Genomic DNA, 12,618 nt, shown 5'->3' with positions numbered 1-12,618 from the left:
GATTGAAAATACTCATCAGAAAAGAATCTGTTGCCAATTTTGGCCAATGGGGCTAATCGAAGTGCGACAATTTGGCTGCCGGTTTGGCGCGGTAAAATTGAATTGAAGCTCAAGAGGAAGCATTCGATGGCTCGCAAAAAAATTGCACTTATTGGTTCTGGCATGATCGGCGGCACACTGGCGCATCTCGCCAGCCTGAAGGAACTGGGCGATATCGTCCTCTTCGACATCGCCGACGGCATCCCGCAGGGCAAGGGTCTGGATATTGCCCAGTCCGGCCCGGTTGAAGGCTTCAATGCAAAGCTCTCCGGCGCTTCCGATTACGCCGCCATCGAAGGCGCAGACGTCTGCATCGTCACCGCAGGTGTCGCCCGCAAGCCCGGCATGAGCCGCGATGATCTTCTTGGCATCAACCTCAAGGTCATGGAACAGGTCGGCGCCGGCATCAAGAAATATGCTCCGAACGCTTTCGTGATCTGCATCACCAACCCGCTCGACGCCATGGTCTGGGCGCTGCAGAAGTTCTCCGGCCTGCCGAAGAACAAGGTCGTCGGCATGGCTGGCGTTCTCGACAGCGCACGCTTCCGCCTGTTCCTTGCCGAAGAATTCAACGTTTCGGTCCAGGACGTCACCGCCTTCGTTCTCGGCGGTCATGGCGACACCATGGTGCCGCTCGCCCGTTATTCCACCGTTGGCGGCGTTCCGCTTACCGATCTCGTCAAGATGGGCTGGTTGACCGCCGAACGTCTTGAGCAGATCATCCAGCGCACCCGTGACGGCGGCGCGGAAATCGTCGGCCTCTTGAAGACCGGCTCGGCCTATTACGCGCCGGCCGCTTCGGCTATCGAAATGGCCGAATCCTACCTCAAGGACAAGAAGCGCGTTCTGCCCGCTGCTGCCCACCTCTCGGGCCAGTATGGCGTAGACGACATGTATGTCGGCGTGCCCACCATCATCGGTGCCGGCGGTATCGAGCGCGTCATCGAGATCGAACTGAACAAGGAAGAAGAAGCCGCCTTCCAGAAATCCGTCGGCGCTGTCGCTGGTCTTTGCGAAGCCTGCATCAACATCGCTCCGTCGCTGAAGTCATAACTTCAAGCGGTTCCAAACAGGGATTATTCCATGAATATTCACGAATATCAGGCCAAGGCTCTTCTGAAGGGCTACGGCGCGCCGGTTGCTGAAGGCGTCGCCATCCTCAAGGTCGAAGAAGCCGAAGCTGCCGCAAAGCAGCTTCCCGGCCCGCTCTACGTCGTCAAGAGCCAGATCCATGCTGGCGGCCGCGGCAAGGGCAAGTTCAAGGAACTCGGCCCCGACGCCAAGGGCGGCGTTCGTCTGGCGAAGTCGATCGAGGAAGTCGTCTCCCATTCCAAGGACATGCTCGGCAACACGCTGGTAACAGCCCAGACGGGCGATGCCGGCAAGCAGGTCAACCGTCTCTACATCGAAGACGGCGCCGACATTGCCCGCGAACTCTATTGCTCGCTGCTGGTTGACCGTTCGGTCGGTCAGGTCGCATTCGTGGTTTCCACCGAAGGCGGCATGGATATCGAAGCTGTCGCCCACGACACGCCCGAAAAGATCCACACCATCGCCATCAACCCGGAAAAGGGCGTGAGCGACGCTGACGTTGCCGCAATCTCCAAGGCTCTCGAGCTTGACGGTGTTGCGGCCGAAGACGCCAAGGCGCTTTTCCCGATCCTCTACAAGGCCTTCAACGAGAAGGACATGGCTCTCCTCGAGATCAACCCGCTGATCGTCATGGAAAATGGCCATCTGCGCGTTCTCGACGCCAAGATGTCCTTCGACGGCAACGCGCTGTTCCGCCATGAAGACGTCAAGGCGCTGCGCGACGAGACCGAAGAAGACGCCAAGGAAATCGAAGCCTCCAAGTGGGACCTCGCTTACGTGGCGCTCGATGGCAACATCGGCTGCATGGTCAATGGTGCGGGTCTCGCCATGGCGACGATGGACATCATCAAGCTTTACGGCAAAGAGCCGGCAAACTTCTGTGACGTCGGCGGCGGCGCCGGCAAGGAGAAGGTTGCGGCAGCTTTCAAGATCATCACGGCTGACCCGAAGGTCGAGGGTATCCTCGTCAACATCTTCGGCGGCATCATGAAGTGCGACGTCATCGCCGAAGGTGTTATCGCCGCGGTGAAGGAAGTCGGTTTGCAGGTTCCGCTCGTTGTTCGCCTCGAAGGCACCAACGTCGAGCTTGGCAAGAAGCTTCTGAACGAATCGGGCCTTGCGATTACGGCTGCTGACGACCTGGACGACGCAGCCAAGAAGATCGTCGCGGCGATCAACGGCTAATTGAGGGACCGGAAATAATGTCTATTCTTGTAAATAAAGACACCAAGATCCTCGTTCAGGGTCTGACCGGCAAGACCGGTACCTTCCACACCGAACAGGCGCTTGCTTATTATGGCACGCAGATGGTCGGCGGTATTCACCCGAAGAAGGGTGGCGAAACCTGGACCGGTTCCAAGGGCGAAAGCCTGCCAATCTTCGCAACGGTTGCCGAAGCCAAGGAAAAGACCGGTGCAGATGCATCCGTGATCTATGTTCCGCCGGCAGGTGCAGCAGATGCGATCATCGAAGCCATCGAGGCTGAAATTCCGTTCATCACCTGCATCACCGAAGGTATTCCGGTGATGGACATGGTGCGCGTCAAGGCCCGCCTCGACCGTTCGAAGTCACGCCTGCTCGGCCCGAACTGCCCCGGCATCATGACGCCGGAAGAATGCAAGATCGGCATCATGCCGGGCTCCATCTTCCGCAAGGGTTCGGTCGGTATCGTTTCGCGCTCCGGCACGCTCACCTATGAAGCCGTGTTCCAGACCTCGAACGAAGGCCTCGGCCAGACGACCGCTGTCGGCATCGGCGGCGACCCGGTCAAGGGTACCGAGTTCATCGACATCCTGGAAATGTTCCTGGCCGACGACGCCACCCAGTCGATCATCATGATCGGCGAAATTGGCGGTTCGGCTGAAGAAGATGCGGCACAGTTCCTGATCGACGAAGCCAAGAAGGGCCGCAAGAAGCCGATGGCCGGCTTCATCGCGGGCCGTACGGCTCCGAAGGGCCGCACCATGGGCCATGCCGGCGCTGTCGTTTCTGGCGGCAAGGGCGACGCAGAGTCCAAGATCGCAGCCATGGAAGCAGCGGGCATCAAGGTTTCGCCTTCCCCGGCGCGCCTCGGCAAGACGCTGGTTGAAGTCCTCAAGGGCTGAGACCACATGAGACCGGTAACGGGCGGCGCGGCTTTAACGCTGCGCTGCCCGATGCCGCAAGAAGATAGACAGACGGCATACCGCCACGGCGGCAGACAGCAATAATCAAAGCGGCAGGCCGGTGAACGGCCCTAACGGCATCGAGGAGGCGGACGGACAAGTCCGCAGGAACACAATGGCAAGGCAAGAAGCGAACGAGCAGTTTCAGATCACGTCGTTTCTGGACGGCGCGAATGCAGCCTATATCGAGCAGCTCTATGCCCGGTACGAAGAGGATCCCTCTTCCGTGTCGCCGGAGTGGCAGAGCTTCTTCAAGGCACTTTCCGATAATCCGGAAGATGTGAAGAAGGCGGCCAAGGGCGCCTCCTGGAAGCGTGCCAACTGGCCGATCCCGGCAAATGGTGAACTGGTCTCCGCACTCGACGGCAACTGGGCCACGGTCGAAAAGGCCATTGAGAAAAAGGTCCAGGCGAAGGCTGAAGCCAAGAGCGCCGATACCGGCAAGCCCGTCAGCGAAGCGGAAGTGCTGCAAGCGACCCGTGACAGCGTTCGCGCCATCATGATGATCCGCGCCTACCGCATGCGCGGCCACCTGCACGCCAAGCTCGATCCGCTCGGCATCGCCAGCGCCGTCGAGGATTACAACGAGCTTTCGCCGAAGTCCTATGGCTTCGAGGAAAGCGACTACGACCGCAAGATTTTCATCGATAACGTGCTCGGCCTCGAATATGCGACCGTGCGCGAAATGGTCGAGATTCTCGAGCGTACCTATTGCTCGACGCTCGGCGTCGAATTCATGCACATGTCCAACCCGGAAGAAAAGGGCTGGATTCAGGAACGCATCGAAGGCCCGGACAAGGGTGTGGATTTCACGCCGGAAGGTAAGAAAGCCATTCTGTCCAAGCTGGTCGAAGCCGAAGGTTACGAGCAGTTCCTCGACGTGCGTTTCAAGGGCACCAAGCGTTTCGGCCTCGATGGCGGTGAATCGCTGATCCCGGCACTCGAGCAGATCATCAAGCGCGGCGGCCAGGACGGACTGGAAGAAGTCGTGCTCGGCATGGCCCACCGCGGTCGCCTGAACGTTCTGACCAACGTGATGGGCAAGCCGCACCGCGCCGTGTTCCACGAGTTTAAGGGCGGTTCGTTCAAGCCAGACGACGTTGAAGGTTCGGGTGACGTGAAGTACCATCTCGGTGCCTCCTCCGACCGCGAATTCGACGGCAACAAGGTTCACCTGTCGCTGACGGCCAACCCGTCGCACCTTGAAATCGTCAATCCTGTCGTCATGGGCAAGGCCCGCGCCAAGCAGGACCAACTGGCCAAGACATGGGACGGCGACATCATTCCGCTGTCCGAACGCGCCAAAGTGCTGCCGCTGCTTCTGCACGGCGATGCCGCTTTTGCGGGTCAGGGCGTGGTTGCCGAAATTCTCGGTCTTTCCGGCCTGCGTGGCCATCGCGTTGCCGGCACCATGCACTTCATCATCAACAACCAGATCGGCTTCACGACCAATCCGGCCTTCTCGCGCTCGTCGCCTTATCCGTCCGACGTTGCGAAGATGATCGAAGCGCCGATCTTCCACGTCAACGGTGACGATCCGGAAGCGGTGGTCTATGCGGCGAAGGTCGCGACCGAATATCGCATGAAGTTCCACAAGCCTGTCGTCATCGACATGTTCTGTTACCGCCGCTTCGGCCATAACGAAGGCGATGAGCCGGCGTTCACGCAGCCGAAGATGTACAAGGTTATCCGTGGCCACAAGACCGTCGCCCGCATCTATGCCGACCGCCTGATCGCGGAAGGCCTGATCACCGAGGGCGATTTCGAGAAGGTCAAGGCCGACTGGCGCGCTCATCTCGAGCAGGAGTTCGAGGCAGGCCAGTCCTACAAGCCGAACAAGGCCGACTGGCTGGATGGTCAATGGTCCGGCCTGCGCGCCGCCGACAATGCCGATGAGCAGCGTCGTGGCAAGACCGGCGTGCCGATGAAGCAGCTGAAGGAAATCGGCAAGAAGCTGTCGACCATTCCCGAAGGCTTCACCGCGCATCGCACGATCCAGCGTTTCATGGAAAACCGCTCGCAGATGATCGAGACGGGCGAAGGCATCGACTGGGCGATGGCGGAAGCGCTGGCTTTCGGTTCGCTCGTTGTTGACGGCCACAAGATCCGTCTTTCCGGTCAGGATTGCGAACGCGGCACCTTCTCGCAGCGCCACTCGGTTCTTTACGATCAGGAGACCGAAGAGCGTTACATCCCGCTGGCGAACCTCGCACCGACGCAGGCCCGTTACGAAGTCATCAACTCGATGCTTTCGGAAGAAGCCGTCCTCGGTTTCGAATATGGCTATTCGCTCGCCCGCCCGAATGCCCTGACGCTCTGGGAAGCCCAGTTCGGCGACTTCGCCAACGGCGCGCAGGTGGTGTTCGACCAGTTCATCTCCTCGGGTGAACGCAAGTGGCTGCGCATGTCCGGTCTCGTCTGCCTTCTGCCGCATGGTTATGAAGGCCAGGGTCCGGAACATTCGTCCGCCCGTCTGGAACGCTGGTTGCAGATGTGCGCCGAAGACAATATGCAGGTCGCTAATGTTACGACGCCGGCTAACTACTTCCATATCCTGCGCCGCCAGATGAAGCGTGACTTCCGCAAGCCGCTGATCCTGATGACGCCGAAGTCGTTGCTGCGTCACAAGCGCGCCACCTCGTCTCTGGCGGAACTGGCGGGCGAGTCCTCCTTCCACCGTCTCCTGTGGGACGATGCTGAAGTCATCAAGGACGGCCCGATCAAGCTGCAGAAGGATGCGAAGATCCGCCGTGTCGTCATGTGCGCCGGCAAGGTCTATTACGATCTTCTCGAAGAGCGTGAAAAGCGCGGTATCGACGACGTCTACCTGCTGCGCGTCGAACAGCTTTATCCGTTCCCGGCAAAGGCGCTCATCAACGAGCTTTCCCGTTTCCGCCACGCGGAAATGGTCTGGTGCCAGGAAGAGCCGAAGAACATGGGTTCGTGGTCGTTCATCGATCCTTACCTGGAGTGGGTTCTGGCGCATATCGACGCCAAGTACCAGAAGGTCCGTTACACGGGCCGTCCGGCGGCCGCCTCTCCGGCGACCGGCCTGATGTCCAAGCATCTGGCGCAGCTTGCTGCGTTCCTGGAAGACGCGCTGGGAGAGTGAGAACTCTCCCGCATCGCCCCGTAAAAAAGACACCCGAATAACGGAACTAGATCATGGCCACTGAAATCCGCGTACCAACCCTCGGCGAATCCGTCAGCGAAGCGACCGTCGGCACCTGGTTCAAGAAGGTCGGCGATACCGTCAAGGCCGACGAACCTCTCGTTGAACTCGAAACCGACAAGGTTACCGTCGAAGTCCCGGCACCCGCATCCGGCGTTCTCACCGAAATCGTCGCGCAGAACGGCGAGACCGTTGGTCTCGACGCGCTCCTCGGCCAGATCGCCGAAGGTGCTGCCGGCGCTGCGACTTCTGCACCTGCGGCAAAGCCTGCTGCGCCCGCCGCCGCACCGGCACCTGCCGCCGCCGTAGCCGCCGCTCCGGCTGGCAGCGCCATGCCGCCGGCACCCGCCGCTGGCAAGCTGCTTGCTGAAAACAACCTGTCTGCCGATCAGGTCGATGGTTCGGGCAAGCGTGGTCAGGTTCTGAAGGGCGACGTTCTTGCCGCTGTCGCCAAGGGCGTTTCGGCACCTGCCGCCGCACCGGCACCGGTTGCCGCCCCCCGTCCGGTTTCGGCCGAGCAGGATCAGGTTCGCGAAGAGCGCGTCAAGATGACCCGTCTGCGCCAGACGATCGCCCGCCGCCTGAAGGACGCGCAGAACACCGCCGCCATGCTCACCACTTACAACGAAGTGGACATGAGCGCGGTCATGGACCTTCGTAACCGCTACAAGGACGTGTTTGAAAAGAAGCACGGCGTCAAGCTTGGCTTCATGGGCTTCTTCACCAAGGCCGTGACCCACGCGCTGAAGGAGCTGCCTGCTGTCAACGCTGAAATCGACGGCACCGACATCATCTACAAGAACTATTGTCACGTCGGCATGGCTGTCGGCACCGACAAGGGCCTCGTCGTTCCTGTTATCCGTGATGCCGACCAGCTCTCCATCGCCGGCGTCGAAAAGGAACTCGGTCGCCTTGCCAAGGCAGCCCGTGACGGTTCGCTTGGCATGGCGGACATGCAGGGCGGCACCTTCACCATCACCAATGGTGGTGTCTACGGTTCGTTGATGTCCTCGCCGATCCTCAACGCACCGCAGTCGGGCATTCTCGGCATGCACAAGATCCAGGAGCGCCCGGTCGCCATCGGCGGTCAGGTCGTCATCCGCCCGATGATGTATCTTGCGCTCTCCTACGATCACCGTATCGTTGACGGCAAGGAAGCCGTGACCTTCCTCGTTCGCGTCAAGGAGAGCCTCGAAGATCCGGAACGTCTGGTTCTCGATCTCTGATCGCTCTTGCTTTTCCTTCCAGCGGGGCTTCAAGTGAACCCCGCTGGAAGACTACCCGGGAGAGCAGACGTGCAGCCGACATTTCTCGCCGCTTCGCCTTTTTTGCCGCTTATCGGTCTAAGCGTCCTTCTTCTCGTCGTGCATGTCCTGTTGCAGGGGATGACGGCGACCAGAGAATTGGGGCGCGAATGGAATGCCGGTCCGAGAGACGGTGAGCAGAAGCCACAGGGCAAGCTCTCCGGTCGCGCTTCGCGCGCATCGGCGAATTTCCGGGAGACCTATCCGGCTTTTCTGGCACTGGCTTTCGGCGTTATCATGGCGGGCGATCCCGTCGGAATTGCGCTTGTCGGCGCGTGGTTGTGGTTGATCTGCCGCATCATCTATATTCCGCTCTATCTGGCAGGCGTGCCCTATATCCGGTCTTTCGTCTGGTTGGGTTCAATGCTTGGACTTGCGCTGATGTTTGTCGTGTTGATGTTCTGAGGTCTGATGTGGTGCACCAATATCTTATCGAACTGACATCGCTGATGGCCATTTTCGCTTTCGCAATCGTATCGCCGGGCGCCGACCTTGCGATGGTCATGCGCCAGGCCATGGTGCATGGACGCAAGCAGGCCATCATCACAAGCTTCGGCGTCGGAACATCGCTGATGTTCCATGTTACCTATACGATCCTTGGACTTGGCCTCATCATTTCCCAGTCGATCTATCTCTTCAACATCGTCAAATGGCTCGGTGTCGCCTATCTGATCTATATCGGCATCAAGGCGCTGCGCGCCGGCAAGACCGAATTGCCGACGGCGGAAGGTGGTGAGGACGGCGTTCGAGCCAAAAGCGACCAGACCGGGCTCAAGGCCTTCACGCTCGGTTTTGCCGCAAACGCGCTCAATCCCAAACCGGTGTTCTTCTTCCTGTCGATCTTTTCGACGGTGGTTCACGCGCATACACCTGTTGGCATCAAGTTCGGATATGGGCTCGTCATGGCAAGCTGCCTTATCCTGTGGTTCGTCGGCGTCAGCCTGTTCATGACGACGCCGCGCATGCGCGGCGCATTTCAGCGCGCCAGCCAATGGATCGACCGTACCAGCGGCGTGGTCTTCATCGCACTCGGCATAAAACTCGCAACGGAAAAAGCGGCCTGAGTTTCAGGTCAAACGGAAGCAGGGCGGTTCAAATCCTGCCCGATATCAATCAGGAACAGAAACATGGCATATGATGTAGTTGTAATCGGAACGGGTCCCGGCGGTTATGTTTGCGCGGTCAAGGCGGCACAGCTCGGCCTTAAGGTCGCAGTGATCGAAAAGCGCGCGACCTATGGCGGCACCTGCCTCAATGTCGGCTGCATTCCTTCCAAGGCGTTGCTGCACGCTTCCGAAACCTTCGCGCATGTGGCCCACGGCGTTGATACGCTTGGTATCGAAGTCGCCGCTCCGAAGCTGAACCTCGAGAAGATGATGGGGCACAAGGATGGCGTGGTGAAGGCCAATGTCGATGGCGTCGCCTTCCTGTTCAAGAAGAACAAGATCGATGCCTTCCAGGGCGCCGGCAAGGTGGTTTCCGCCGGCAAGGTTTCCGTCACCAACGACAAGGGTGAGACACAGGAGATCGAAGCAAAGAACATCGTCATCGCCACCGGTTCTGATGTTGCCGGCATTCCGGGCGTTCAGGTCGATATCGATGAGACCGTCATCGTCTCCTCTACCGGTGCGATCGCTCTTTCCAAGGTTCCGGAAAAACTCATCGTTGTTGGCGGTGGCGTCATCGGCCTCGAGCTCGGTTCGGTCTGGTCGCGTCTCGGCGCCAAAGTTACCGTCGTCGAATATCTCGACAACATTCTCGGCGGCATGGATGGCGAGGTTTCCAAGCAGTCGCAGCGTCTGCTCGCCAAGCAGGGTCTCGATTTCAAGCTCGGCGCCAAGGTGACGGCCGTTGAAAAGACCGCTGCCGGTGCAAAGGTCGTATTCGAGCCGGTCAAGGGCGGCGCGGCTGAAACGCTGGAAGCTGATGTCGTGCTGATCTCCACTGGGCGCAAGCCCTACACCGAAGGTCTCGGCCTTGCGGAAGCCGGTGTTGTGCTCGACACCCGCGGGCGTGTCGAGATCGACGGACACTACAAGACCAATGTCGATGGCATCTATGCGATCGGCGATGTGGTGAAAGGCCCGATGCTGGCACACAAGGCGGAAGATGAGGGCGTTGCGCTTGCTGAAATCCTCGCCGGCCAGCGTGGCCATGTGAACTACGACGTCATTCCGGCCGTCGTTTATACGCAGCCGGAAATCGCTTCCGTCGGCAAGACAGAAGAGGAACTGAAGGCCGCTGGCATCGCCTACAAGGTCGGTAAGTTCCCGTTCACCGCCAATGGCCGCGCCCGCGCCATGCAGGTGACGGATGGTTTCGTGAAGATCCTCGCCGACAAGGAAACCGACCGGGTTCTCGGCGGCCATATCGTCGGCTTCGGCGCCGGCGAAATGATCCACGAGATCACCGTGCTGATGGAATTCGGCGGTTCTTCGGAAGATCTCGGCCGCACCTGCCACGCGCATCCGACCATGTCGGAAGCCGTGAAGGAAGCAGCACTTGCCACCTTCTTCAAGCCCATCCACATGTGATCGGCATCGAGACCGACGTTCGAATATTAAATTTCAGTCATCTGTTGAACCCCGGCTTGCCATGCAGGCCGGGGTTTCTCATACTCGTGCCATAGCCTGTCTAACCTTTTGATAAAAGGCAATAAAATGGCATCTTTCAGTCAAGTTTCCTTTTCCATTCCGCAGCGTGTCATTCACTGGGCAATGGCGCTTCTGATCTTCTTCAATCTGCTGTTTCCCGACGCCATGGCCCACGCTTACCGGCTGATGCGGCGGGGTGAGACGCTGACGCCGGACCAGATCTCTTCGGCCAATATCCATGCCTATGTCGGCTTTGCCATCCTGCTCCTTGCGGTTCTGCGTCTCTGTCTTCGCTTTTTCCAGGGCGTGCCGCCGCATCCGGCTGAAGAACCGCGTGCGTCGCAAATTGCCGCCAAGGCGGCCCACTTCACCTTTTATGTCCTGTTCTTCATTCTGCCGCTTTCCGGCATCGCTGCTTATTACTTCGGCATCGCAACGGCAGGAGAGCTGCATTCCGGTCCCTTCAAGGCTGTGATGTGGGTGCTGATCGCCGGCCATGTCGCAGCCGTTCTGGTTCACCAGTTCTACTGGCGCACCAATGTCCTGAAGCGCATGACGCACGGCTAGGGTCTGAGCGGCGGTTTGTCGCGTTTTCGGTTCGACGGAAAAAGACGATGGTGGCCCTTGCCGCACCGGGCGGCTGGGGTACAGAGATGCGAAACAACGAAGACATATTGCCGGGCGCCGACTGGTGCGATCGCTTTCAGGGTGAGATGATGACGCCGGGAATGACCTCGCTCGACGTGAGCAGGCTCCTTTTCGATCATCCTCCGGCATGGATTAGCGGGCTGATGGCACTTCGAAACCGCGTCGTTTCGCTTTTTGGGTTAAAAACAGTCGAGTTGGTAGCTGGCGCTTCGGCGGGCGGATTTCCGGTCCTGTCCTCCAGCCGGGAGCAGACCGTGCTGGGCTTCGATGACCGCCATCTCGATTTCCGGATCGTCGTTGACCTGGAAGAACAGGAATGCCGCCAGCTGGTGAGTGTCACCACCCTCGTGCGGCGCAAGAACCTGTTCGGGCGGCTCTATCTTTTTGCCGTCGGACCGTTTCACCGCCGTATCGTGCCGGCGACCATGCGGCCGTTCTGCACCGATGTCCGGCCTGTCAGCACCGAGACTGCGTGGTTCAGTCGACCCGCGTCAGGGTGAGGCCCTCTGCACGCAGCAGTTCGACAAGACCTTCCTCACCCGGCAGATGCAGTGCGCCGACGGCCATGAAGACATTGCCCTTGGCAAGCTCGGGGGTGGCCCTGTCGGCCATGACGTGATTGCGGTCGGTGATGATGCGTTGTTCGAAGGCGGCGTAGCCCTGTTCGCTTTCTGCCGCTGTCTTTTTTGGGTCGATGCTTTTCAGCATGGGCATGGTCATGCCGATATCGCCGGCGACATAGAGATCGGTCATGGTCGTCATCACGTCGTCCATGCGGTCGCCGAGTTCCAGCGTTTCGATCAGCGCCTGTAGATGGAATTCCATCGGCAGTTCGGACATGGCCGTCAGCTGCTCCACCATGGTCTCCAGCCCGACAAGCCGCTTTCCATCCGCAATCGCGTCTTCGGCCAGCTTCTTGTCGAGAAAGGAGAGACCGGTTGCCTTGCGGGCGAATTCGCAGGCGGGAAGGGCGACGAAGCTCGACAGCATCCAGGGCTTCATGCGCGAAACCGCATTCAGCGGAATGCCGCGTTCCCCAAGACCCTTTTCCAGGCGGGCGACATTTTCGGGCGACAGGATGTCGGTGATCGATTTGCCATCGAGAAACATGGTGAGTTCTGGTTTGCTCAGCAGCGATGCCGCGACCTTCTTGTCGTCGACGATTTCGTCCGACTCCACGATGACAGTCGCGGCCTTTTCGAAAGCGGGGCTGGCGGCGGTCGGCATTTCCAGAACGCGCGGATCGGTGACATGCATGGTACCGAGAAGATAGGACGGGGCCGTGCCTGCCTTTTCGATGCGCCAGAAATTGCCCTTACCGTTCGGAATGGCGGCCGCTTCCTGTTCGATCTTTGCGAAAGCTTGCGGATCGGTCTTGCGCATCTCCACGAGAATGTCGCTGCCCGTGCAGGTGATCTTCTGCTCCGCAGCCCCCGCTTCACTGAGTGACAGCAGGGTCATGAGCAGGATGGCGACGGCGGTGACATGCAGGGCCGCCAGCAGCCAGAGCAGGGCGTTGCCGGTCTTACCCATCAGGGTGGCGGTGAGATTTTCGGGTTTTATCAGGCTGTGCATCGGTCCAATCCGGTTCTTGTTCGTTTATA

General features: G+C 59.5%; 11 protein-coding genes. 10 read left to right on the top strand and 1 reads right to left on the bottom strand.

Annotated elements, in window-relative coordinates; translation table 11 throughout:
* The first annotated feature begins 126 nt into the window (after positions 1–126).
* From mdh to GSF67_RS12350, 10 genes are all read left to right on the top strand, one after another.
* Positions 127–1,092: a malate dehydrogenase gene (gene mdh, locus GSF67_RS12395; RefSeq protein ID WP_006310789.1), complete on the top strand. Its 966-nt coding sequence runs from the start codon at positions 127–129 to the stop codon at positions 1,090–1,092.
* A 30-nt stretch (positions 1,093–1,122) separates the two neighbouring features.
* On the top strand, positions 1,123–2,316 hold the full coding sequence (sucC, locus tag GSF67_RS12390) for an ADP-forming succinate--CoA ligase subunit beta (RefSeq protein ID WP_006310788.1): 1,194 nt from the start codon (positions 1,123–1,125) through the stop codon (positions 2,314–2,316).
* 17 nt (positions 2,317–2,333) lie between these two features.
* Complete coding sequence (gene sucD / locus GSF67_RS12385) at positions 2,334–3,236, top strand: succinate--CoA ligase subunit alpha (protein WP_006310787.1); 903 nt, start codon at positions 2,334–2,336, stop codon at positions 3,234–3,236.
* A gap of 175 nt (positions 3,237–3,411) precedes the next feature.
* Positions 3,412–6,408, top strand: coding sequence for a 2-oxoglutarate dehydrogenase E1 component (locus tag GSF67_RS12380; protein ID WP_006310786.1), 2,997 nt, complete (start codon positions 3,412–3,414; stop codon positions 6,406–6,408).
* Between the two features lie 53 nt (positions 6,409–6,461).
* Positions 6,462–7,694 (top strand): 2-oxoglutarate dehydrogenase complex dihydrolipoyllysine-residue succinyltransferase, encoded by a 1,233-nt coding sequence (gene odhB, locus GSF67_RS12375; RefSeq protein ID WP_006310784.1) that lies wholly within the window; start codon positions 6,462–6,464, stop codon positions 7,692–7,694.
* A 69-nt stretch (positions 7,695–7,763) separates the two neighbouring features.
* Complete coding sequence (locus tag GSF67_RS12370) at positions 7,764–8,177, top strand: MAPEG family protein (protein WP_006310783.1); 414 nt, start codon at positions 7,764–7,766, stop codon at positions 8,175–8,177.
* Between the two features lie 11 nt (positions 8,178–8,188).
* On the top strand, positions 8,189–8,836 hold the full coding sequence (locus GSF67_RS12365) for a LysE family translocator (protein ID WP_035214727.1): 648 nt from the start codon (positions 8,189–8,191) through the stop codon (positions 8,834–8,836).
* A 63-nt stretch (positions 8,837–8,899) separates the two neighbouring features.
* Positions 8,900–10,306, top strand: coding sequence for a dihydrolipoyl dehydrogenase (lpdA, locus tag GSF67_RS12360; protein ID WP_006310781.1), 1,407 nt, complete (start codon positions 8,900–8,902; stop codon positions 10,304–10,306).
* A 126-nt stretch (positions 10,307–10,432) separates the two neighbouring features.
* A complete protein-coding gene (locus GSF67_RS12355) occupies positions 10,433–10,933 on the top strand; it encodes a cytochrome b (protein ID WP_006310780.1) in 501 nt (166 codons plus the stop codon).
* Positions 10,934–11,019: 86 nt separating this feature from the next.
* Positions 11,020–11,514 (top strand): DUF2867 domain-containing protein, encoded by a 495-nt coding sequence (locus tag GSF67_RS12350; protein WP_035214725.1) that lies wholly within the window; start codon positions 11,020–11,022, stop codon positions 11,512–11,514.
* Here GSF67_RS12350 and GSF67_RS12345 read toward each other — a convergent pair.
* Positions 11,492–12,589, bottom strand: coding sequence for a TraB/GumN family protein (locus GSF67_RS12345; RefSeq protein ID WP_006310778.1), 1,098 nt, complete (start codon positions 12,587–12,589; stop codon positions 11,492–11,494). The two genes, GSF67_RS12350 and GSF67_RS12345, sit on opposite strands and share 23 nt — an antisense overlap.
* Positions 12,590–12,618 lie beyond the last annotated feature (29 nt).

This window comes from Agrobacterium sp. CGMCC 11546 (genome assembly GCF_013365515.1).
Lineage (GTDB): Bacteria > Pseudomonadota > Alphaproteobacteria > Rhizobiales > Rhizobiaceae > Agrobacterium > Agrobacterium fabrum.
The sequence above is the reverse complement of the archived record's forward strand: the minus strand, read 5'-3'. Positions and strand labels throughout refer to the sequence as shown.